This window comes from Acinetobacter schindleri CIP 107287, from assembly GCF_000368625.1.
In the GTDB taxonomy this organism is placed as follows: Bacteria; Pseudomonadota; Gammaproteobacteria; order Pseudomonadales; family Moraxellaceae; genus Acinetobacter; species Acinetobacter schindleri.
The window spans coordinates 415,112-434,952 of record NZ_KB849576.1 but is presented as its reverse complement, the minus strand read 5'-3'; the positions used below and the strand labels follow the sequence as shown (position 1 = coordinate 434,952).

At 43.2% G+C, this 19,841-nt stretch carries 18 protein-coding genes; 1 reads left to right on the top strand and 17 read right to left on the bottom strand.

The annotated features are described in order from the left end of the window. Positions 1-164: 164 nt before the first annotated feature. The 4 genes from ubiA to glnA form a co-directional block, all read right to left on the bottom strand. Entirely contained in the window at positions 165-1,043 is an 879-nt protein-coding gene (ubiA, locus tag F955_RS09625; RefSeq protein WP_004893927.1) for a 4-hydroxybenzoate octaprenyltransferase, read from the bottom strand. A gap of 6 nt (positions 1,044-1,049) precedes the next feature. After that, positions 1,050-1,571: a chorismate--pyruvate lyase family protein gene (locus F955_RS09620; RefSeq protein ID WP_017401580.1), complete on the bottom strand. Its 522-nt coding sequence runs from the start codon at positions 1,569-1,571 to the stop codon at positions 1,050-1,052. Next, positions 1,564-1,839 carry a hypothetical protein gene (locus tag F955_RS09615; protein WP_004893922.1) on the bottom strand — a complete coding sequence of 92 codons (276 nt, stop codon included), beginning with the start codon at positions 1,837-1,839 and terminating at the stop codon, positions 1,564-1,566. Before F955_RS09615 ends, F955_RS09620 begins: the two co-directional genes overlap by 8 nt. 86 nt (positions 1,840-1,925) lie before the next feature. Continuing rightward, positions 1,926-3,341: a type I glutamate--ammonia ligase gene (gene glnA, locus F955_RS09610; RefSeq protein ID WP_171056638.1), complete on the bottom strand. Its 1,416-nt coding sequence runs from the start codon at positions 3,339-3,341 to the stop codon at positions 1,926-1,928. A gap of 982 nt (positions 3,342-4,323) precedes the next feature. Here glnA and F955_RS09605 point away from each other — a divergent pair. After that, positions 4,324-5,538, top strand: a complete 1,215-nt coding sequence (locus F955_RS09605; RefSeq protein ID WP_004893920.1) for a tyrosine-type recombinase/integrase — start codon at positions 4,324-4,326, stop codon at positions 5,536-5,538. A 551-nt stretch (positions 5,539-6,089) separates the two neighbouring features. On the opposite strand, the gene F955_RS09595 is transcribed toward F955_RS09605, so the two are convergent. The 13 genes from F955_RS09595 to F955_RS09540 all read right to left on the bottom strand — a co-directional run bounded on the left by F955_RS09595 (position 6,090) and on the right by F955_RS09540 (position 19,769). After that, a complete protein-coding gene (locus tag F955_RS09595) occupies positions 6,090-6,464 on the bottom strand; it encodes a hypothetical protein (RefSeq protein ID WP_004279637.1) in 375 nt (124 codons plus the stop codon). Continuing rightward, positions 6,461-7,036, bottom strand: a complete 576-nt coding sequence (locus F955_RS09590; RefSeq protein WP_004646472.1) for a lysozyme — start codon at positions 7,034-7,036, stop codon at positions 6,461-6,463. The genes F955_RS09595 and F955_RS09590 overlap by 4 nt, the downstream gene beginning before the upstream one ends. Further along, positions 7,033-7,329: a hypothetical protein gene (locus tag F955_RS09585; RefSeq protein ID WP_004646471.1), complete on the bottom strand. Its 297-nt coding sequence runs from the start codon at positions 7,327-7,329 to the stop codon at positions 7,033-7,035. Before F955_RS09585 ends, F955_RS09590 begins: the two co-directional genes overlap by 4 nt. After that, positions 7,310-7,636, bottom strand: coding sequence for a hypothetical protein (locus F955_RS09580; protein WP_004646469.1), 327 nt, complete (start codon positions 7,634-7,636; stop codon positions 7,310-7,312). Before F955_RS09580 ends, F955_RS09585 begins: the two co-directional genes overlap by 20 nt. A gap of 80 nt (positions 7,637-7,716) precedes the next feature. Next, a complete protein-coding gene (locus F955_RS16855; RefSeq protein WP_004893916.1) occupies positions 7,717-7,950 on the bottom strand; it encodes a hypothetical protein in 234 nt (77 codons plus the stop codon). Beyond that, entirely contained in the window at positions 7,943-10,030 is a 2,088-nt protein-coding gene (locus tag F955_RS09575; RefSeq protein ID WP_004893913.1) for a hypothetical protein, read from the bottom strand. Before F955_RS09575 ends, F955_RS16855 begins: the two co-directional genes overlap by 8 nt. 17 nt (positions 10,031-10,047) lie before the next feature. After that, positions 10,048-10,434 (bottom strand): hypothetical protein, encoded by a 387-nt coding sequence (locus F955_RS09570; protein WP_004893911.1) that lies wholly within the window; start codon positions 10,432-10,434, stop codon positions 10,048-10,050. Next, positions 10,431-10,709 (bottom strand): hypothetical protein, encoded by a 279-nt coding sequence (locus tag F955_RS09565; RefSeq protein WP_004893908.1) that lies wholly within the window; start codon positions 10,707-10,709, stop codon positions 10,431-10,433. The genes F955_RS09570 and F955_RS09565 overlap by 4 nt, the downstream gene beginning before the upstream one ends. Then, positions 10,709-11,983 (bottom strand): hypothetical protein, encoded by a 1,275-nt coding sequence (locus F955_RS09560; protein ID WP_004893904.1) that lies wholly within the window; start codon positions 11,981-11,983, stop codon positions 10,709-10,711. Before F955_RS09560 ends, F955_RS09565 begins: the two co-directional genes overlap by 1 nt. A gap of 52 nt (positions 11,984-12,035) precedes the next feature. Next, on the bottom strand, positions 12,036-13,649 hold the full coding sequence (locus tag F955_RS09555; protein WP_004893902.1) for a hypothetical protein: 1,614 nt from the start codon (positions 13,647-13,649) through the stop codon (positions 12,036-12,038). A gap of 9 nt (positions 13,650-13,658) precedes the next feature. Next, positions 13,659-15,620: a hypothetical protein gene (locus tag F955_RS09550; RefSeq protein ID WP_004893900.1), complete on the bottom strand. Its 1,962-nt coding sequence runs from the start codon at positions 15,618-15,620 to the stop codon at positions 13,659-13,661. Further along, the gene (locus tag F955_RS09545) at positions 15,610-16,029 is read right to left on the bottom strand and encodes a hypothetical protein (RefSeq protein WP_004893897.1); all 420 of its coding nucleotides are present in this window, start codon (positions 16,027-16,029) and stop codon (positions 15,610-15,612) included. Before F955_RS09545 ends, F955_RS09550 begins: the two co-directional genes overlap by 11 nt. Beyond that, positions 16,026-19,769 (bottom strand): tape measure protein, encoded by a 3,744-nt coding sequence (locus F955_RS09540; protein WP_004893894.1) that lies wholly within the window; start codon positions 19,767-19,769, stop codon positions 16,026-16,028. The genes F955_RS09545 and F955_RS09540 overlap by 4 nt, the downstream gene beginning before the upstream one ends. Positions 19,770-19,841 lie beyond the last annotated feature (72 nt).

The following is a 19,841-nucleotide window of genomic DNA, read 5'->3' as shown; positions in this document are numbered from 1 at the left end:
TGAACATATGACTGCCAAAGAAGTTTTTTTGAAACCGTTTTTCATTATGCTATTCATATTCTAATCCCTTATTGTTGTTAATCTTTTTCATGGAGCAGATTTGAATTAATCATAAAAAAAAGCACCCTTATAGGATGCTTTTGTTATGAATTGACAGTATGCAGTTACAGAAGTGCAGCAAAGATTCCCAGGAAAATCATCAGGCCAACCCAACGGTTATGCCGAAAAGCCCAGAAACAGCGCTGCGGATCTTTGTCTCTGGTTTTTAACCACTGGTAAGCAAAATCGATTGCTACCGCAATTAAACCAATCAAGCCAAATGGAACGAGTAAGCCTTCGACCCATAAGGCTGTGCCAATCAAAACAAGACTAATGACCTGCAGTACACTGATGATTTGAATATCATATTGACCAAATAAAATGGCAGTCGATTTCACGCCAATTTTCAAGTCATATTCACGATCGGTAATTGCATATTGGGTGTCATATGCTACAGTCCAGGCCAGATTACCAAAATACAGCAACCAGCAGGTTAAATCCGGAGTCTGCCCTACTGCGGTATAAGCCATGGGAATGGACCATGAAAATGCCGCACCCAAGAATACCTGCGGTAAATGCGTATAGCGTTTCATAAAAGGATAAATGAAAGCTAGAAATAAAGCCCCAAATGACCAATAGAACGTTTCAATCGGTAAGAAGAACAGTAAGCAGGCACTAGCAGCCACCAGCACCAGGAACACCATCACTGCTTCTTTACCACTAATGATTCCAGTTGCCAGTGGACGTGTTTTGGTTCGCTCCACATGTGCATCCACCTTTCGGTCGGCAAAGTCATTAATGGCACAACCTGCTGCACGCATAAGGATGACACCAAGAATCATCAGCATCAGAATACTCAGATCAGGTATTCCCTTTGCAGCCACCCAAAGTGCCCACATGGTGGGCCAAAAAACCAGTTCTGTGCCAATAGGCTTATCAAAACGACAAAGATAATAATAGGCGCTCAGACGTTCACGCCAGCTAATTGCTTGTGCAGTTGCCATATCAAGTTAAGCCTGTTGATTTTCTATATATTGCTGGAAAGCCGGTAAAAATGTTTCTTGTACGATAAATTTACAGCCATGCCAAGTATAACAGCTCTGGCGGGTCCACCCATCTTCAAGATAGATCACACGACGCTCACAATACGGATTGGTACGCTGGAATAACAGCCAGCCAATCGGCTTCGATCCAATATGCTGAAAAATCCGTGCCCGTTTTTGCAGGCTTAAAATCGGGAAAATACTTTTAGCCTTCACCCAAGGTTGTTCATCACAACCATATAAATAGCTTTCCCGCACCCAAGAGGTATGCTGATGTGGCATCCTCATCCAACTGGCATTTTCAAAGCTTAATCGCTGAAAATGTTCTTTTAACGGCCGCACCCTAAATTGCCCATCTGCCAAATCAGTTAGTTGCTGGGTCAATGATCCTGATGCATATAGCCATTCCCGAAATACAGCTGGTATCTGCTGTCTAGGCTGATTCTTAAATTTTAAACTCACAACATTCCCAACTTCATGATCAGGCATTATCTGTCTTGGCGATAACTTCATATTTGCCACTTGGCAGTTTTTTCAGAATTATTCCATCTGTGGTGATATAAAAGCTTTGCGGATAGTCATAATCCAAAGCCAATTCAGGATTTCGCAATGCAATGAATTCCACCTGCTTATAACCTTCAGGTGTACGTCCGACTTCTATATAGGTCACTTCAGAAAAATTCAGTTTAAAACCTTTACTGTGATCTTGCGGATCAATCCAGGGAAAAAAGCCAGTATGTTTTTTACGTGCTGCCATAATCATTTATCTTTAATCAATAACAGCATCATACAAAAAAACCCGCACAAAGGCGGGTCTTTTTTACAGTGAAATTCTTGGAAGAATTACAGGCTGTAGTACATATCGAATTCAACTGGGTGAGTAGTCGTGTTCAGACGACGTACTTCTTCAGTTTTAAGCTCGATGTAGGCATCAAGCATTTCTTTAGTGAACACACCACCTTTAAGCAGGTAATCCTGGTCCGCTTGAAGCGCTTCAAGAGCCATTTCAAGGCTGTGTGCCACTGTAGGGATTTTAGCTTCTTCTTCTGGAGGAAGATCGTACAAGTTCTTGTCTGCAGCTTCACCTGGGTGGATCTTGTTCTGGATACCGTCAAGACCAGCCATCAACAATGCAGCGAAACCTAGGTACGGGTTCATCATTGGATCAGGGAAACGTGCTTCGATACGTTTGCCTTTAGGGCTAGAAACATATGGAATACGGATAGAAGCAGAACGGTTACGCGCAGAGTAAGCCAACATAATTGGTGCTTCGAAGTGCGGTACCAGACGCTTGTATGAGTTTGTAGACGGGTTAGTGATCGCATTCAATGAACGCGCGTGTTTGATCACACCACCGATGAAGTAAAGTGCAGTTTCAGAAAGACCTGCATATTCATCACCAGCAAACAGGTTCTTGCCATCTTTAGAGATTGACATGTGAACGTGCATACCAGAACCGTTGTCACCTACCATTGGTTTAGGCATGAAAGTCGCAGTTTTAGCGTATTGATGCGCAACGTTCCAAACAGCATATTTGAACTGTTGTACTTCGTCTGCTTTACGAACCATTGTATTGAAGCTTACACCGATTTCAAGCTGGCAAGATGCAACTTCGTGGTGATGTACTTCTACACGGCCTGGACCCATGATCTCTTCGATTTTTGCACACATGTCTGCACGCATATCGTGGTGAGAATCTACTGGAGGAACTGGGAAGTAACCGCCTTTAACGCGTGGACGGTGACCAGAGTTACCTGATTCGTAGTCTTTGCCAGTTGACCATGCAGCCTCTTCAGCGATCAATGTATGGCGAGCGCCAGACATGTCGATTTCCCATTTTACTTCGTCAAATACGAAGAATTCTGGTTCAGGACCGAAGAATGCAGTATCACCAATACCAGTAGATTTCAGGTATTCTTCTGCACGGCGAGCGATTGAACGTGGGTCACGGTCATAACCTTGACCAGTTGAAGGTTCAATGACATCACAAGTCACAACAACTGTAGGCTCAGCGAAGAACGGGTCGATAAAACCTGTTTCAGCATCTGGGCGTAAAATCATGTCTGACGCTTCAATACCTTTCCAGCCAGAGATTGAAGAACCATCGAACATTTTACCGTCTTCAAATGTATCTTCATCAATAGTGTCTGCTGGGTAAGTCACGTGTTGCTCTTTACCTTTAGTGTCTGTAAAACGGAAGTCTACCCATTTTGCGCCACTTTCTTGGATGAGTTGAAGGACCTTGTTCGCCATGCTCAATTTGCTCCGATGTTTTTTTGTTGCACTTACGAAGTGCGTGTTAGTAGTTGGTAGTTATTAAGCAATTACCGTACCAACTTTTAAAAGTATAGCTAAAATCTTGAAATCCTTATGAGAATACGTGGATTGAAAGAAATACTTTTGGCCTATTATACTGTCTGTATAATTAAATGCACTATATTCAAGCATTCTCTGTGATTTTTGTTTCGTTAGATTTCACACTGCACCTTAACAGTGCAGTAAAATCACTATAGATGTTATTTCTGGTAAGTAATGATGAGCTTATGTAGCTTTTATAAACTTTAGGTGAGTTCTTAATCGATTTAAAAAGTATTTTTGTATTTTACTGCAAATATTCAGTTTTTCTTAAAAACTAAGATTAAGAAAATGCTCACCAAATTGAATCACTTTGGATAAATAAACGATAAGAATACTGTTCCATTTTCTCCGACTGCTAATCAACTGTTGTTTTTAAAGCAACTCATAAAAAAATTAAAACATCAAAATTATGTGTATATATTTTTTGACCTTAACTTACTTTTAGTTATTTAATATTTTTTGGTTATATCACCGTGTGTGTTGAGCCTTATCAACCCTGTTCATTTGGCTAAGCAGAAAAATTGGGCAAATTGTTGCGCCGTAGTTTCAGATTATTTGCTATGATGATTGTCGCTTTATTTTCACACAATGAAATCAACAGTTTAATCAGCTTTTCTAGCTAGCTAAAAAACTGCTAATAAAGCACGCTCTGAATTACTCAAGCACAATTTAAGTGCATTAATTTCAATAGGTTAAGCTCATGCTTTTAATGATCGAGAATTATCATAATAATTAAATACTGTAAAATACCATTAAATCAAAATCCCTATGTCTTTATTATCAAGCCTTTCCAGTTAAATACCATAAAATAGAATTAAATTGTATTAATCGCTTTTGTGAGTAATATAGTGAGTAACAATATTTAATCACTTGCGTTACTCACATGCTTAACGATACCAAGCTAAAAAAACTAAAACCAATGGAAAAAGCATACCGTATTGCTGATCAGGGTGGGCTGTGTATTGAGGTTCGTTCGACCGGCACAAAGCTTTGGCGTGTGCGCTATCGTTATGCGGGTAAGGCCTCGATGATTAGTCTGGGTGAATACCCTATCGTAAGCTTAGCAGAAGCTCGTCAAAAGCAAGACGAAATCAAATCACTGCTTGCAAACAATATTGATCCAGCTGTGCATCGTCAACAAGAAAAAGCTGCGCTGCTGTGTGATGAGAATAGTTTTGAAGCTATCGCAAAGGAATATGCTGCGGATCGTCTAAAGGATAAATCCCAAACCTATGTAGATGCTTTTCATCGTGCAATGGAAAAGGATATTTATAAAGTCATCGGACATAAAAATATTAAAGATGTGACCTCTGCTGATGTTTTGAAAATTATGCAGAATACAGTGAAACGTGTTAAGGGTCAGGATAACCGTGGCACTGGTGAAGTAACAGCAATTGAAAACAGAAAGAAGATTGGCTCTGTGATGAGGTATGCCATTGCGACACTAAGAGCTGAGAACGATCCGACATATGCGGTACGCGAAGTCATTGCACGGCCTGATGTTGAACATGCAAGACCATTAAGTTTGGCTGAACGAAAGGTGTTTAGAGCGCGGATCGATAGTTATGGTGGTGCTGAGTCAACGGTCAATTCTATTTTATTTTTGTTCTATACCATGCTTCGCACAATTGAGGTGCGTCGACTGCAGTGGTCATTTATTGACTTCGAAGAAAGAACTATTACTTTTGAAAAACAAACCCGGGAGCAGCTTAAAAAAGGCATGCGACTAACTAAGAAGAATAGGACGCATGTAGTGCCAATGTCTGAACAGGTTTATCAACTTTTACTTAAGCAGAAGAAGCTCACTGGCCGCAAGAAGTATGTTTTTGAAGGTGTCTATAAGGGCGGGATGATGCCAGCCACTACAATCAATCGTGCACTGCAATACATCATGCAGAACGTCACGGCACATGATTTCCGCGCTACGGCATCCACCCTATTGAATGAGCTTGGTTATGATGAAAAGTGGATCGAGACTCAACTGGCTCACGCTGATGAGAATAAAACACGTGCATCGTATAACCATGCCAAGTATTTAGCAGATCGTAGAAAAATGATGCAGGACTGGGCTGATATTGTGGATGGATGGAGGGAGTAAATTGAAGTTAAGGTTTTTATATCAAAATTCCGACTAAGTTAAAGTCGATACCCTTAACTGTGAGCTTTATATTTATAGAAGAATTTAGAAATTTTTTAATAATGAGGAAATATAATGGAAAAGCCGCACATTTACTGCGATAGAAAAATTATTAAGTGTTCTGTTTGTGGAGCATGGGATGACTATAGTTTTAATGATACTCAGCACTTTTATCTTATTGCTGCTGCCGAAGGTAAGCAAACTCGTGGACTCTATTCTATAGAGAGTATTAGGTGTAAAGAGTGCAATAAAGTGGCTAGAAATAATCAAGACCCTTATTTTTATTATTGAGGAATTATTTATTAAAGTAAAAAACAAAGCCCTCATTTGAGGGCATTTATCTATTTTATTAGAATATTGTTCTCTAGTGAGTTATTCAGTCTTATTTAAGAACTTTCACAATAGCAGCATGACGCGCTTTGCAGTCGCTATATTTAGCTACTGTATCAATAGACCAGACCAAAACAACCTTACCCTGCCCTGATTCCAGTTTTTGCAAATCAGGGCAAGACTCAAGGAGGTTTACTGGCACCACTGGTGATAAGTGAGTTGAGTTGCTGCAGGCCATCATCATCAAAGCAATGGTTGAGATACACAGGACGATCAATGATCTTTTGCACTTCACGCGTAACTGTTTCGACTTGCACGTGCTGCTCTGATTTTGCTGCTTCATAATCCGCACTCATCTGGTTAATTTGATTTTGTTTATGGGTTAGAGCTTTGAGATGGTTTTGCTCTATTTTCTGAATTTTTATCGTGCACTGCTCACCAGCCTTGCGCAGCTTTCCGCTTAAGTGATTGGTGTAAGCAACTTGCCCTAGCCATAAAAAGAAAAAGACCGCAATTGCGATCCAGTGTTTATATTTCCATAATAGATTTAGAGTCATTTTAAAAATAACTCCATTTCAATTTTCCTGCGATTCACCAGACCTTGCAGGCGTTTGCCACGAGCATTTACCCATAAGCCAAATTGATCAGCTGCCGCCTTATAATTTTTCTCATTCAGCCTTTTGACCAAAGTGGATTCTTCAAATGCGGTAGGTCCAATGTTATAGGCCAATGAAACCAAGGCATCAAACTGATTCTGATTGATCGGAACATTGACTGCGCTATTGACGGTTTGCTCGAATTTTTTCAAGTCATGTTGCATGTAGCTTTTGGCTTGTTCCAGTGTGCAGGTATCCCCTTTTTTGACACGAATACCATTTAGGTATTTTGTGGTGCCATAACCAATGGTCCATACCCCCACGCCATCATCGTAGGCATTGAGCCGTAGGCTTTCAAAATTACGGATCAGATCAATACCACTTGGGCTGATGCTCATTTCATCCGTAGCGATACCCAGCATACTGGTGACATCATCGTAAGCAGTTGCAATCAGTTTGTCAGCAGCATCAACCTGTTTCTGGGTGAGTTTGCCGCCGCTAATCTTTCGCAAGAAATCAAAAATATGTTTCATGGGTTGTCACCATCTTTATCCGTATTAAAAAATTTAGGACGTGCACCACCCTTACCCCAAATATAGAGTTGTCGGGTAAATAGTGCGAATAAAATACTTACTGTAGTGTAAAAAAGGGTTCCGGCCGGACTTGGCGAATACTCATCTTTAACAAAAAGTGCGGCTCCAAAAAGGATCGACAACACCAATAGAAAATCGATGTGTTTTGGGAGCTGGATTTTTGGATGAAATGCCATGATTGCAAACGAAAATATAAACAATACCAATGCCGTCTTACTTATGATTAGCAGCATCTTCATTCTCCTTTTTGACTAAACCAAGAACTCTTGATCGAGCCAAACTCAGCAATGCTTCAGCTGTACTTTTACCAGCAGCGCCCAGAATGAATCCAAATAGTTCTGGGTAGTTACCGCTAGCAAGAAATAAACTTGCTGGTTTAGCAAAGACCACACATAAAATGAAGCCTGCAAAGAATCCTATCCAGCGATCCCGGGTGGGCTCCTTACTTAATAGAAAGCCAAAAGTTGCACCCAGCACACCTGTAAAAAGGATGTGTGAATGGTTCTTTATGCTTTCCAATACTTGACTAAGAAAGTCCATATACATCCCCTTTAGTCATACATACCCCTATTTTTTGGCAATAAAAAAGCACCTAAAAAGGTGCCGTTATTTGGTTAAATTTAGACTTCTATTTCTGAGTGCTGGCCAGTGGGTGCTGGCCTTAAAATTACCTGGTTTGAGATGAATACTCTGGCACCTAAGTTATAAGCAGTGCCGGATGTACAGAGCACTGGACCAGATCCACCATCGATCTGCACCCGATACTCTGGATGCTTCACTGACGTGATAGTGCCGATATATTCTGCATGGGTCGGATTAAGTAGTTTGCGCAGTTCAAACAAAGGATTAGTCACGGCTGATACGCTCCACGATAATGGTTTCATTGACCTTCTCATGCGAAAAACTTCCACTCACCCCATCAATCACGCCCCACCACTGGCCATTAAAAGCAATCGTTTTACCGGGTAGCATCTCGCCAATTTCCTGACTGACAGGAATATCAGAAAAGGTGTGCAACTCCTGAATATTGGCTCTAACTAATTCATTTTTGCCATAACTTGCACCAGACACTATATTGAATAATGGCCCAGTGACTGCCTCTAAAGGTACATCCCCTGAAGTGCCACGTTGCTGCACCTTCAGACTTTCACCACTTCGACTATTCACTACGGTGATGGCATTAAAGTCTGCAATGTATTCATCGTTCTGCTTGATGTTTTGCTGCATCACCAGGCTTTCAGATAACAAAATATCGTAATCATCCACTGTCAGCGCATCCCAATAACCCTTCTGGTACCGGGGTAAAATAGTCAGTGTATTGCCGGCTTTCTGGCTATAGATAAAGCCACCGCCTGCATCAACCACCTGCTTGATTGCATCGATGGGTGCAAGTTCCGCATAACTCAGGCTTTCAGTAGGCACGATCCAGCCCAGCTCATCAATCAGTTTCCAGTCCAAAGTAGTATTGGATTGAGCTCGATCCAGTTCAGCCTGCACCAACTGTACAGAGGTACGTTCATTGTCCTGAATGAATGAGCGTAAAGGCCCGTATTTATCAGAATTTAAAGCGGTTACACTTCGACCCGGATAAGTGTATAAAACACTGGCAAAACGTCGGGTTTCCTCCGGATCTTCAAGCAAGACATGATGCTCAAATCCATTGATCATAACTTTAAGGATCACAGGCTGACCATTGATTGGTTGCAGCTTGTCTTTCTCGGTATGAGCCACGGTAATGGAGTAAGTCCAGCACCATTGCGCCCGACTGGTACTGTAGGTGCCATCCATGACTTTGATCTTCTCGCCAGTATCCAGTCGCTCGGCTGTTAATGTATTCACGATATACCACCAGTTTCGTTTCGGCAGTGCTGGAATACAGTCATCTGCACCAAAATTTAAAACAACATTGTGCGAATCAACGTCATGACATAGACAGATGAAATTTAAATCACCAGTGCCTTCGTATTTAGGCAGCTCAGGCTTTGGCCAAGGTAGAACCGGATGCTTGCGATAATGAATCGCTTTGGCTTTATCCCAAGGCAAATTCGACTTGGTGATAATCTCCAGACTTTTATCCCATTCAAACGAGAAACGCTTTTCAAAGACATGCGCCACTTCATGAGAATAAGTAAAGGTTTTGCGCCGACGGATCATTTCTTGCCAAACAGTTTCCCGGTTATGGCGCAGTTTGATCGTTTCTTCATGCAGGTAGCGCTGATGAATAAAGCGCTTATCACCTTCCTCCCAAATCACATACGCATCAGAACTCAAACCAGTGGCTTGCTCATAAAAGGATCTAATCGCCCGGGTTAATGACCCTGCCTGCTCGTACCGAATATCTGCCTGATTGGAAATCACCAAGCCTTGCTCATAAAAAAGAGCCTCATTTGAGACTCTTAATATTGGCTTGGCCCACGGTATTTCCGTGGTGCTTAAGGCTGCAATCGCCTTCTGATATCGTATATCAAAACCATAAGACACCCCGACCAGATGATTGATATCAAATACCGCCATAACCTCAAATTGAAACTCAGTATCTAAAACCGTATCAATGATGCATAAGTTTTCACTAAATACTGCTTCGACCTCAAAACTAAAGCTCGTATCTAAAACAGTATCGATCTGGCCAATGACATCAGTATTCTCATTAAATACAGCAACTACATCAAAGCTAAATCCAATATCAAGTACTGTGTCGATGACTGCAGTATTGGCACCACTGTCGGCATAAACTGCGGTGACTTCAAATGAGAATTCAGCATCGAGTACTGTATCGATTACAGCTGTAACATCATCGCCAAAATTGAGATTGGTTGAGCCATCGGCCAGATGCTCAAAATTCAGAATGATGTTATGACTGTCAGTATTATCAGGCTTAAAATTCAGGTTTAGGTTGTGAGCATCAACGGTGCCGAGCTTATTCTTAAAATCCACATGAGCACCCTTTTAATTTAAGGTCTGAGTTTTATTGAAGTAACAGACAATGTGCCGCCAAGGGCTAGATTAGTATTAGCAAGGGAAATATCTGTACCCACAGTGAGATCCGCAGCCACTTCACCTGCGCCATTGTAGATCCGCGCCCAAGTTGCTGTGCCTGACTTGATCACAGTACCTGTATCGGTTGGATGAAACTCTACATAAGTAGCGGTGGTTTCTTTGATACACGGTTCAGGAAAAGTCAGTGTCACCAAAGCATTATTCGAATCTGCTGCAACTGCTGGGCTGGCAGGCTGCGTACCCTCATAAAAAATAACGGTAGCACTTTGGCTACCGTTATCCATAAATTCTGAAAAGGCTTGAATCATAGCCAGCCGAGCTTTGACTGATGTTTTACTCATTTTGGCACCACATTATCTTGAATGACTGCGTTAAAAGTTGATTCCGGGTGATGAGCAATAATAAAGTGATTCGCTGCTGTTAAGCCTCGGAATGCATATTTTCCATTTTTATCTGCTATACACTCGCCAACCTTTTTTCCGGTTGTTCTTTCATACAATGACACACGGCATCGAGATGGCGCACCCAATACGCACACCACACCATTAATCTCTTTAAAACCGTACATTCCACAAGTATTGTATTGTGGTACAAGATGTTTGACTTTTAATAACACTAAACTTCTCCGACTTTTAAGATAATCTGCCCAGGTCGGTTGCCGGTTGTGACATTCTTGGCGATAAATACCCCATCACTATTCATGTAAACCTGTAAATCTGAATATGGCGCTGATTGAGCAAGCCAATACAAAAGTGATAAATCACCACGGAATAAATTTGGGGCAGTTGCCGACATGCTAATTTGTGTTTCTAGTAAAAATACAGGGAAAAGCGGTGCGAAACCTAGCGCTGCTGCTGTGTTTATATAGTTAAAATAACCACTATCATGCTCACCGTAGGTGTTACGAAGTGTTGTGCATAGCGCAGTTGCATAAAAGTTTTGATTTGATTGTGGGCGCTGTAAAATAAGATATCTTGATGTACTAAATCCGGTTAGTGGTGTCACAGAACCCATTGAGGGTAAACTACTAACCGCTCCCGAGCTAACCGTAGCTGACAAAAATACAGCTGCATTATCAACACCAAGTGTGCTGTTAAATGCGCCAAACCCATAGCACAAAGCATTCGCTGTTGGTGTTACGGATGGCATAACATAAAACACATCCCTATTACCAACAATAAGGTATTTTCGCGCACCTGATGCTGGTGCACCTGTGTCACTGTATGAGTTGTTGGGTGTATTGCTGTGAGCGTAGTACCATTTCGCCCAACCATTAATCGCTGCTGTGCTTGAGCCTGTGCCTATCCAGTTTTTATCAGGATTTACTGCATCAAAAGGCGCTTGAACACCAAGCATCGTATCAATATCAGTCATGTCTTCTACAATACCGACTTTTGCATACTTCGCATAAGTTGCTGTGTATGCTGGGTCTAACTCATCAACGACACGTAAAAATGGGCGACTTGGTAAAAGTAAATTTTTAGAGCGATAAGCTGCTTTTCCTCCCGTGTTTCCAAATGGCTTTTCCCACCCAAGAGGCGGTAATGATGCTTCGATCGTACCTGTCGCAGTTGTCACACTTGGTACTGAGGCAAGCTCAAATGTCACACTCTGCGCATTCGGTATGGTTAAAACGCGATGCTCACCATTAAATTCAGGTTGATTGGCACCTGTGATTTTAATCACTTGATATTGCATCAAATTATGGGCAGAGCTGAATAATGCAGTGACTATGGTACCTGATGTTGTAAGGGACGATACTGTGCCAATATTAATACCATTTACTAAACAGGCATCCAGCACATTAATCATAGAGCCATAAGCATTTTGCAGTTGTGGCGCATTGTTATTGGTATGCACATAAAACTTGATATCTGTACTTGCGACCATTTTTAATACTCATAAAAAAGACCGCATCAAGCGGCCATATTTGATTTAAATTTTAAACAACGCGATCAATGTCACCACGTAGCATGATCTGGAAATGATCTGAAATCAGAGTTGGTTCAGATTGCTTCACGGTTCGAATAACCCAGACCGGGAAATTGGCAGCCACGGTATTGAAACGTAGGACATTACCATTTGCCCAACCTGCTCCCCAGCCTTCTTTCTTGATGGAGAAGTATGGAACACCGGTGACCGGGTTGATCGGCGCATAATCTGCATTGGTGGTACCTGTGCCAATCTGGCCGGAATACTCACCAATACATCGAAAAGATTGATCTCCAGTAAAGATCAATGCCCATCGCTCCTGAATCGCACCCTTGTTAGTGATTTGAAGCGGATATAGCGAATCGTTGTAGTTTGCTAAAATGCTTGAGCTTGGCTCATCTGCCCAGGCATTACTCCACGAACCTTGCACAAACTTTCGTGTGTAGCGTGCCTGCATATCACCAATGACCAAAGCAGAACCAACTATGGTATCTACTGCATCATAGTTATGGGTTAAAGGCTTGGTGAAAGTCAGCTGACCATTAATCTGCACATCACGGATCAAACCCATATCCTGATAACGATATTTGACTGTCAGTGGTGCAACCAGATTACCCAGCACAAAATCACCACCGAGCGTCACACGGCCATAATCATAATCAACCGTGTACAAATCGAAGGCTACTTTCGTTCCGTTGGCATCTTCGAGTTCTGCCCATGAAATGCGTTGATCGTTTAAATCATAGGTAGTGCCCGCAATTGCACTAGGCAGCTCCTGAGCCTTGCTTGAGCTGACAATACCAATCCCACCAACGCGGAATATCGGCACCCGGCCATCGATCGGCAAACGCGTGGCAGACAGACCTAGAATTTCAGAATCCAATGGAATATAGGTATAAGCCACTGCGTTATAACGTACTGATGAAGCATCGACCCAGACTGGCACATTGATATAAGCATCAGCTCCCTCTTGGTATTCCAGCAGCGGATCATACCAATCATTGGTCTCAATCTCAGCCCGGTTAGCTTCGGTGATTTTGGTTTTGGTGTAGAAGTAAATGGTGACAAAACCATTATCCCAATTCACTTGACCATGCGCCCGACTGGTTTCAATCACCCCATTTTCATCAGCGGTTAATGTGAGCTGACCAAATTCAATGGTACCTACAACCACAGTTAAGGATTGTGGCCGGATCGGCATGATTGGAGTTCTAAAGCTGATCTTGTTGACCGGTAACAGGTCGGTCGTAGTGGTTAAAGACTCCAATGCAATGGTGTTGTCTGCATTCGGTGTCCAGGAATCAATTTCAACAATCCCGGTACCATACTGAATAACACCAGACTGAATCCCGCTGTTATTGGCTGGATTCACATTGCGATATAGCAAACCAGTACGATCCAGAAAGGTGTCAGCGCCCACTTTGAATCGGGCTGAACCTGTCAGAATCTGCTCATCAAAACCGGAGGATAAATCCAATTTGAGCTTGTTTGCCGTCACGGTGTGGGTTGCTGAATTGGAGCCTGATGTATCGCGGTATTTCACTTGAACATCAACGGCATTAAAGGCCTTCAGCTCAACCTGTTCGCCTTGAATATCTGACGTTTGTGGAGAATAAAAAGACATATTTCCTCGCTAGGCAGCCGCATAGGTAGCCATAGGTGTAAAGGTTTGCACAAACCTGCTCGCTGAACTTTTTGGTGTGACTTCAACTGCGCCAGTGGCATAGATAATGGTGCCTTGCACTTGACCGCGGCTATTCACTAGATTACCCATAGTTGCATTCACCGGCACATCTGTCAGGGTTACAGACCCTGAAATCCCCTCACTGCTATGAAGTGGAATTTTTAACTCAACACTATTTGGCTGAATTGCTGGTCCGGTACCAATGGTAAAGGTCAGCTTTTGATTTGCAGGGGTAACATCCATCTTGGTTTGTTCAAGTGATGATCCATAGTTATAGATCACCGAAAAGACCGTGCCTTTCTGCGGCAGCTTGACGGGAATGATTTTGCCAATCCCGGTGGCATAATTGATTTCACCTGTGGCATCACCAGTAAACTTGCCTTGAGCATTGGAAGTTGCAGTTTTGGACTCACCCTCAAGCAACCAGTTGATGGTGATACCCGGCAATACACCCGGTCGACCCAAATCAAACTCAAATGCAGCTTTTTCAACACTCAGGTTTGATCGAACAAAAGTGACAATTGGTGTGCCCCAGTTCAGCAGGATCGGTGTATCTACATCTGGTAATGCACCAGTCGTTAATAGCCATGAGCCGGTTTCATAGTTGATCATACCCGAACCAAATGACGGACTGGCAGCCTTTAACTGCCCAGATCCATCATCTTTAAGTTCATAGAATTTGCCCTGTGACATGTAGGAAATTGATAAAGCTCCCGGTGCGGGGATTGGAATCAATACTCCGGTCCAGTTGGTGCTTTGGTTATTCTGAGTCACTGGAATCGCATGGCTTTGGTAATACTGATTTGGTGCAGCGGCTGGCTTGAACGTAATATTCAAACTTGAGGTTCCAGCCGGTGCTGCCGCGGTCCATTGGATTAAACCACGCTGGTAATCAATCGTGCCGACTTGTGTTCCCTGGTTGTTCTTAAGCAATCCACCTTGGTCAGTGATCTGCTGGCCTTGTAATGTGAAAGCCATACTGGATGGAATCACTGCAGAGCCGATATAGAGATTCTGACTCACACCAATCACCATATTTGGATAATTAACAGTAATGGTGCCTTCATTACCCGCCACCAGAACTACACTTTCACCTGCAGCGTTTACATCAATGATCGGGGTTTCAGTCTGAGCAGATGGAATCAGTTGAGCAAAGATACTTTTGGCATTTACCGTGAATTCACCCACATTGGCATCATCTGCCAATGCAGTCGATGAATAGTAAAGGCCGGTATCCGCAACAATCGTATCCCGAATGATGGTCTTGGATTTCTCACCGTTGTACCACTGACGTGCTGATAAACCGACAAAATCAACTTCCAGAGCATCATTTAGAGAGTAAGTGGCAACCTTGTACTCAACATCCTTATTGTTGACCACCATGATCGCAGTGCGTGTTTCAACTTTAGTGATTCGCACATACTGCTCACGCTCTAAGACCTTGCCTTCATCACTGATCAGGACAACCGTATCCCCAACGGATGATTCAGTTTCTTGCGGAAACATGGCCACCTGGAGTGATGACATGCCCTGCCAATGGGTATCGAGTGGTGTGCCAGCAATCTGACCGCCTTTGGCTAGGTAGTTTTCCACCCGGTTTTGAGCAGACTGACGTTCATCCGTCCAGCTTTTGGTGCTGAACAATAATGCTGATACGTTTGGATCCTTTGGCAGTTCAGAGACAAATACCGTTGCACCCATCAGTAAATCAGTGTCTTCGGTTGTGACTGCTGGAAAGACCTTACGCATGGAGACATCGCCCATGGTGCGATCCATTTCCGACACATCATTGAATAGGTTGTTACTGATACCATCCTGCACCACGACACCAGAATATTTACCACCACCATCCGAGTTATCAGTCAAGCGTTCAGACTTGTAGATTACTAAATCCTTGGTTTCAATCGCCATCGTCTAACTCCGTAAAGCGCAAGGTCACATTAAAATAATCATCCAGTGATACCGCTGGAATTCCTTTTACCGGTGCGGCCTCTAAAGCCCCATCCTGGTGGTTAAATTTGACGGTGAATTGCCGGCTATCATGTGGTTGCTCAAACTGCAGTCTGAAATTTTCATCTTGCAGTTTTGACCACTCCAAAACAGTCCGCAGTTCACGCAACCTGATCCAACCCATCTGTGGATCTGCCGGTTGCAAGGTAATTGGTCGACCCGACTTCTTTTTGCCTTCCTGAATGATCAGAGAGCCATCAATGGTGAAGTTTTGTGTTTGCTCAATAGCCTTCCAGGAGAATTCATCAGGCCATAAAAAACCGTCCTCTAATGGGACGGTTTCGGATGTTGCTAAGCGAATGAGTTTCATGTTGATTTCGCTATACCTTTTAATTGATTTACCAGACTGGTCATCACATCCTTTTGGCTTGCATCGCCTGTCAGGGATAGGGTTTGACCTCCGAATTGAATGTTGTAATTCACACTATCACCACCCTTACCATAGTCTTTAGTTGATGGTACGGAAGGAATAGACGGCGCATAGTCATTTAGGTTACTAGATCCGATTGATCTACCATTCTTGCCAACATACTGCTCCAGCCGTTCAATCTGCTCCATAACATACATGGCATTACCAAGAGCCTTCTGGTTGTCATAGGCAGTGGTCCCATACTTTCTCTTCACCCACTCATTGGAAGCAGATTTGTAATAACCACCCGCCACTGGTTCGGCATCTTGGAAAAGCTCTTTGGCTTTTTGCTTGGTATCACCTTCATAACCAATATCCTTAAGCCTCTGTTCAATTTCTTCAACAGAAAGCCCGTGTTTAGCGGTTGTTCCGGTTTTGGATGCCTTCATCTTGCCCTGAGAAGCCATAGCTGCTTCCGTTGCTTTGCGAGCTTCTTCCCATGCTTCAGTAGTATCGTTACCTGCTCTAACGCCTCTACGACCTAGATCATCAAAGCCATCACCTGCATTACCTGTGGCATTGCGAACACGGTGTAAGCTTTCTTCCACAGCATTGTTGGCTTTTACTGAAACTTGGCCGGTTTCACTTACCTGGATCGATAAACCTAGTGAAGCTGCTTTGGCATTTGCGGCTGCGATGCTTTGAGCATCACCCGAGGCATACGCCAGCTGAATTGTCTTTTCATAAGCCTTTTGAAGATCCGCTTGAGTAGCCTGGCCACTCTGGCGTACTGTTTCAAAATCAGCCAATGCCATTTGGGCTGACAATCGAAGTTGCTCTTTGGTTTTAATACCAAGGCGCTCAAAAGCCTTTCCTGTTTCATCTAAGACATCAGGTAACTCAGAAGTAGCTCTCTTTATTGCAACAATACCCAATTCAACCTGCTTGGTTGAGAATACTCCTTGTGCCTCAAACTCACGCATCTTGGCATTTGCTGCATCAATCTCAGCTTGACTTTTCGCCTTACTAAGCCACTCCTCCCATGCTTGGTAAAGAACATCACCAGCCTGTTTACCGGTATACCCTGCCTCACCTAACTTAGTTTTAAGCCCATCCAGTTCATTTCCAGAACTAGAAAAAGACTTAGAAACCTTGTTTAGCGAAACATCCAGATCTACACCAAATAGCTTGGCAGCGGCAGATGCTCTTGAATACGCTGTTTCAGCCACCTGACCGGATCCAGTATTAGCCTTATTGAGTTCAGCTATACGTAAATCACGGTTTTGGGCTAGCTCAGCTTCTTTGGTATTAATGGCATTAATTGAAGCTTGAGCGGAGGCTAAGGCATTTAGATCACCAGTCTTCTTGGCTTGCTCAATCTGTTGTTCCAGGAGTGCACGTTCAGCTGCAGCCTGTTTCTGATAAGCCAGATATTCCTCATCGGCTTTCTTAACATTCTCCTTGGCCAACTTGAGAGCTTCTTCTTTTTTGGCAGCGCTTTCAGCAGCCTGTTCTGCACTCAGGCCAGCCTGAACACTAACCTTTCCAGCTTCATCCATAGTAACGATGTAGCCTTTGGTTAATAGATCGGCTTGCATCACGCCGTCCATGACACCGCCATTGGCCTTGATAGCAGCCTCGGCATAAGCCTGAGCAGAAGCCAGCATATCCTTATCTAATGCGGCTTTATTGGCTGCATGCTCCTTTTCGCGGCCCTCCAGTTCATTAGATTTCTGAATGATTGCATCAATGGTCGACTGGTTGCCATCCTTGCGCGCTTGATTTAATTGCGCATCGATGGCAGAACGTTCTGCTGCCAAATCTTTAGACTTTTGGGTAAATTCTTGATTCTGCTTTGCTAGTTCTGCAAAGGTGGCATTGTTGCTCTGCAGGGATTCTTGGTTTTTCTGATCTTGGGTCTTTCCAATGTCTTCAATAGCAGCAATACCTGCAGATTTAAAGCCCATTGCACCAGCAGTTGCACGGTCATAATAGTCCTGTGCTTTCTTGGCCATTGCATCCATATCTGCAATAGCCTGATCCTTGGCATCGCCCCATTTGAAATTGGCTTTAAACCCTATCCATGCAGCACCAACATCATAAAACACGCCAGCAAGCAGGTTGGCAACTATACTAATTGCTTCAAAACCATCACCAATGAATCCAAATACTACATTGAGAGCCTGCAAGGCTTTGGTGAAGCCATTAGTCTTATCTGTTGCTGTATCTATGCCGCTTTCAAAATTAAATATTGCTCCAAGCAACGTATCAAGCTGGTCTACGGCGATTCCAATTCCATTGCCTAAAGAACCAGCCATGGACTGAATAGTCTCGTAGGTAGTGCTTAATGCCTCTTTAAGTGCCTCAATTGTGGCTGGATCGATTTTTTTAAGCTGATCCCCTACCCAGATAAAGCCTTCACCAATATCTTCGAGTATGGCCTCTATCACATCCATATTGTCAGCAAGAGTAACCAGCCACTGCGCTACCGTTGCTGATGCACCGTTTGCCTGGTCCATTGTGCCGATCAAGATCTGCCACTGTGTAGCGATTCGCTGTAAGGCATTGCCAATGGTGGTTGGAAACTTAGTATAATCGGCTTCAATTGCAGCGGATTGGCTTTGCAATGCCTTAATAACCTTCTCTGCTGATAGCTCACCATTCTCAGCCATTTTACGCAGTTCACCAGTGGTCACACCTAATGACTGAGCTAAGGCTTTAGAGATGCCCGGAGCCTGCTCCATGATCGAGTTGAACTCATCACCACGGAGTACACCAGACTGTAATGCTTGCGTGAATTGGGTTATTGCTGCATCAGCTGCAGCTGCTGACCCACCGCCAGTTTGAATGGCCATGTTAATGGTTTTGACCAGATCTAGACTCTGCTGCTGAGTTAAGCCCATTTGCTTACCGGTATCATTCACCTTGGTAAATAGACCAGCGGTGGCATCCAGACTTGAGTTGGTCATCAATGCAACCTGGTGCACCCTAGCCATGGCTTGAGTAAAATTTCCACCATCACTGGTTGCGATGTTGATTCGAGCTGAAAGGTTGGTATAGGAATCCGCAGCCTCTGCTAACTCACGAAGGCCTAAGCCAATACCAATACCGCCCATAACCCCAATAAGGGCGGTAAATCCGGTTTTTAGTACCCCTATTCCCTTCTGCGCCGTCTGAGCTGCTGTATCTGTTTCTTTTAGACTTGTATTTGCCTTACCTACTTCAGCCTGAAATCCACTAAAAGCCTGATCTGCTTGCTGCACTTCTTTTTCTAGTTGATCAACCTGGACTTGTGCTTTTTCAATATCTGCAGGTGAAGCTTTAGTTTTTGAAAACGCTTCAAGGTTTTGCTTGGCTTGAGCTAAATCCCCTTTAAGTTGGCTCAAAGCTTTTTCGGTTCTATTGCCAAAATCAGTAAAATTCCCTGCTGTAGATTTTGCGTTGTCACCAGCATCTTTGATAATGCCTGTAGCAGCATTTAGGGACTGGGTAAGCTTGTCTGCTAACTCACTGGTGCCTTTAGGAATAATATTTCCCATCTCTTTGGAAGCATCAGTGGTTGCTTGTTTTAAACGCTCTGATTCTTGCTTTATTGCGCTAAAAACAGACTTTGCCGCATCTTCGGACTGCTTGATATTGCCAACAAATCCTTTGGTGTCGGCATCCATGATTAATTTGAATGTTAAATTCTTACCAGACATACGGGCCTCTAAATTTTAGGCATTAAAAAAGCGCCTTGAGGCGCAGCAGATATAAAAAACCGACCTCTTATT

What these genes read in the sequence shown, in the direction of transcription:
- F955_RS09580 (WP_004646469.1), bottom strand. Translation starts at nt 7,636, where the DNA reads ATGGACTTTCTTAGTCAAGTATTGGAAAGCATAAAGAACCATTCACAC.
- F955_RS09585 (WP_004646471.1), bottom strand. Translation starts at nt 7,329, where the DNA reads ATGCTGCTAATCATAAGTAAGACGGCATTGGTATTGTTTATATTTTCG.
- F955_RS09560 (WP_004893904.1), bottom strand. Translation starts at nt 11,983, where the DNA reads ATGGTCGCAAGTACAGATATCAAGTTTTATGTGCATACCAATAACAAT.
- F955_RS09545 (WP_004893897.1), bottom strand. Translation starts at nt 16,029, where the DNA reads ATGAAACTCATTCGCTTAGCAACATCCGAAACCGTCCCATTAGAGGAC.
- ubiA (WP_004893927.1), bottom strand. Translation starts at nt 1,043, where the DNA reads ATGGCAACTGCACAAGCAATTAGCTGGCGTGAACGTCTGAGCGCCTAT.
- F955_RS09550 (WP_004893900.1), bottom strand. Translation starts at nt 15,620, where the DNA reads ATGGCGATTGAAACCAAGGATTTAGTAATCTACAAGTCTGAACGCTTG.
- F955_RS09590 (WP_004646472.1), bottom strand. Translation starts at nt 7,036, where the DNA reads ATGAAACATATTTTTGATTTCTTGCGAAAGATTAGCGGCGGCAAACTC.
- F955_RS09620 (WP_017401580.1), bottom strand. Translation starts at nt 1,571, where the DNA reads ATGCCTGATCATGAAGTTGGGAATGTTGTGAGTTTAAAATTTAAGAAT.
- F955_RS09595 (WP_004279637.1), bottom strand. Translation starts at nt 6,464, where the DNA reads ATGACTCTAAATCTATTATGGAAATATAAACACTGGATCGCAATTGCG.
- F955_RS09555 (WP_004893902.1), bottom strand. Translation starts at nt 13,649, where the DNA reads ATGTCTTTTTATTCTCCACAAACGTCAGATATTCAAGGCGAACAGGTT.
- F955_RS09615 (WP_004893922.1), bottom strand. Translation starts at nt 1,839, where the DNA reads ATGGCAGCACGTAAAAAACATACTGGCTTTTTTCCCTGGATTGATCCG.
- F955_RS09605 (WP_004893920.1), top strand. Translation starts at nt 4,324, where the DNA reads ATGCTTAACGATACCAAGCTAAAAAAACTAAAACCAATGGAAAAAGCA.
- F955_RS09570 (WP_004893911.1), bottom strand. Translation starts at nt 10,434, where the DNA reads ATGAGTAAAACATCAGTCAAAGCTCGGCTGGCTATGATTCAAGCCTTT.
- F955_RS09540 (WP_004893894.1), bottom strand. Translation starts at nt 19,769, where the DNA reads ATGTCTGGTAAGAATTTAACATTCAAATTAATCATGGATGCCGACACC.